Consider the following 2,063-nt stretch of genomic DNA (forward strand, 5'->3'; position numbering starts at 1 on the left):
AGCTGGTTTACGATACGCTGGCACTGCTCCAGCGTGCAGACGGTGCCTGCTTTTATTGCGCTCCGGCAGGCGATAACCCGGGTGATCCGCTCGCGATCGCTCACCGGCCGGGTGGGATCGCTGCTCAGGAGATCGCTCACGAGGTCGTCGATCTGCTCCGGCCCCTCAATCTTTCCCATCACGGCCGGAACTGCCCGGACTAAAAACGACCCGCTCCCGAAATCCTCGATAATTACCCCTTCCAGTGCAAGCACGGGAACGAGCTCGCGGAGGATTGCCGCGTCCTTTGGCGGCCGGTGGATGATTGCGGGGACGAGGAGTTCCTGTGCGTGCCGGGCCGCCATGCTCCGGCTCACCTGCTCATAGAAGATCCGTTCGTGGGCGGCGTGCTGGTCGATGATAATAAGTTCACCATCAGGGGCGGCGGCAAGGATGTAGATGCCGCCAACCTGGCCGATCACCTCAAGGGGAGGAACGGCTGGGGTGACCGGGGGAACCCCGCTCGCGAGTTCGGTCTGCCTGAGCCGGTGGTCGGTCGAGACGGTCCCGGTATGGGTTGGTTCGGTAAAGACAGACTGGATCTCTGCGTTTGGAGCGGGAGTGACTGCCTCCGTCAGCCCCCGGTCGGCACCGTACGGCGCTGCCGGTTCAGCAACACCCGGAGAGAGCCGGGCTGACGCGATTCCTGCGTCATCGAGTTCACGGTTCTGCCGGCGGGGCACGACAACTTCGGGGATCAGGTCGTTTTTCATGAGCGCCGCATGCACCGCTTCCCGCACCGCCTCCCCGATCTCCTTCTCCTTCGAGAGCCGGACCTCTTTTTTTGTCGGGTGGACGTTCACGTCCACGAGCCGGGTATCGATCGCAAGCGACAGGAATGCAACCGGGAACCGGTCACGGGGAAGGAGCGTGCCGTACCCTTCCTTGACAGCGGCCATAACCGCAGCAGAGGAAATATACCGGTCGTTGATGGAAATAAGGATCCGGTCGTGGTCTTTGCGCGAGAGCGCCGGCCGTGAGATAAAACCCGAAATGCGCATGAACGGCAGATCGGATGAGACCGGGACGAGCTCGCGTGCGCAGTCGTTCCCGAAGATCCGGGCGATCGTATCGAGCGGCTGTGTTGTCCGGTCCGTGACAAGCTGCTCGCGGTTGTTGTGGGAGAACCGGAACGAGACCTGCGGGTAGGCAAGGAAGATCCCTTCGAGTAACCCGTGGATGCGGGCAAGCTCCGTGTTGAGGTTCTTCAGGAATTTTTTCCGGGCCGGCGTGTTGAAGAAGAGTTCCTCCACAAGGATGCTTGTCCCCTCGGGAGCCCCGGTCTCTCCTTTCTCTTTTATTACGCCGCCGATCACGACAAGACGGGTGCCGGCGACCGTGTCACTGCCCCGGGGTTTTGTGACAAGCGTCACTTTTGCGACAGCAGCGATGCTCGCAAGCGCCTCGCCCCGGAAACCCAGCGTGTGGATCTTGAACAGGTCGTCGATTGCGGTGATTTTGCTTGTCGCATGCGGGGCAAAGGCGAGTTCGGCATCGGCCGGCGACATTCCGCTCCCGTCATCGGTCACCCGGATGGCTGATATCCCGCCCTGTACGGACGTGATATCGATCCGGACGGTACGGGCCCCGGCATCGATCGCGTTCTCCACGAGTTCCTTGACAACCGAAGCCGGGCGCTCCACGACCTCGCCCGCCGCAATCTGGTTGACCGTTGCCGGGTCGAGGACCCGGATGGTCCGAACGCCGTTCTCCTCGGGGTTCATCGTTCTGCCTCATTCTTGTTAATTCCGCCGGATTTTTTTGCGAGGTGTGTGAGTTCGGCAAGTTTTGTGAGCGCCTGCATTGGCGTCATCGTGTCGGGATTAAGCCGGGATAATTCTGTGACCACCGGGTCCGGCTCTGCTGGTCCTGTCCTTGCAGGTGCGCTGTCATCAACGAGCAGGATCTGGGTATAACGCTGGGGTTTTGCGCCCGGGAGAACGGCATGGTTGAGGGATTCGGTGAGGATCGCGTCGGCACGATCGGTCACTTTCTTTGGGATCCCGGCAAGACGGGCCACGTGG

At 61.5% G+C, this 2,063-nt stretch carries 1 protein-coding gene and 1 pseudogene; both read right to left on the reverse strand.

Features of this window, described 5'->3' with window-relative positions:
* Nucleotides 1–1,763 (reverse strand): DNA mismatch repair endonuclease MutL (gene mutL / locus WCE46_RS05340; RefSeq protein WP_424732667.1); only part of this gene is annotated, 1,763 nt, incomplete at its 3' end.
* A pseudogene (locus WCE46_RS05345) lies at nucleotides 1,760–2,063 on the reverse strand (DNA mismatch repair protein MutS); the annotation flags it as partial. The pseudogene WCE46_RS05345 and the gene mutL, both read right to left, overlap by 4 nt.

It is taken from the genome of Methanoregula sp., from assembly GCF_049690535.1.
In the GTDB taxonomy this organism is placed as follows: domain Archaea; phylum Halobacteriota; class Methanomicrobia; order Methanomicrobiales; family Methanospirillaceae; genus Methanoregula.